Source organism: Salinimicrobium oceani, from assembly GCF_012037645.1.
On record NZ_JAAVJR010000901.1, the window covers coordinates 1 to 393 of the forward strand.

Sequence of the window (393 nt, forward strand, 5' to 3'; positions counted from 1 at the left end):
GAAAGAAATCTTGAGAAAATTTAAAGTGCTTGTTGAATTATTGAGTTTAGATGATAAAATAACGGAATTAGCATTAAGTGATGACAATTTTCCGGATTTTGAGGACGGACTTCAGTACTATTCTGCGATCGAAAATCAAATAGATATTATCATTACACGAAACAAAAAAGATTTTAAGAACTCCAAAATTCCTGTTTTAACCGCAAAAGAATTTTTAGCGCGGAAATAATGCCAGTGGCTAACAACGGTTGAAACAAATGTGCAGCCAGCCAAAAATGGCATTTTTGAGTACCTTTAAAAAAAGGCAAATAAAAGATCAATCTCGCTCTCCAATCCGCACTTGCGTTAACCGGGACGTTACCACCAATGCAAGCAATAGCACCAAACCCAATT

1 pseudogene is annotated in these 393 nt (G+C 35.6%); it reads left to right on the plus strand.

The features are described from left to right. Positions 1-229, plus strand: a pseudogene (locus HC175_RS19965) (PIN domain nuclease); the annotation flags it as partial. Between the last annotated feature and the right edge of the window lie 164 nt (positions 230-393).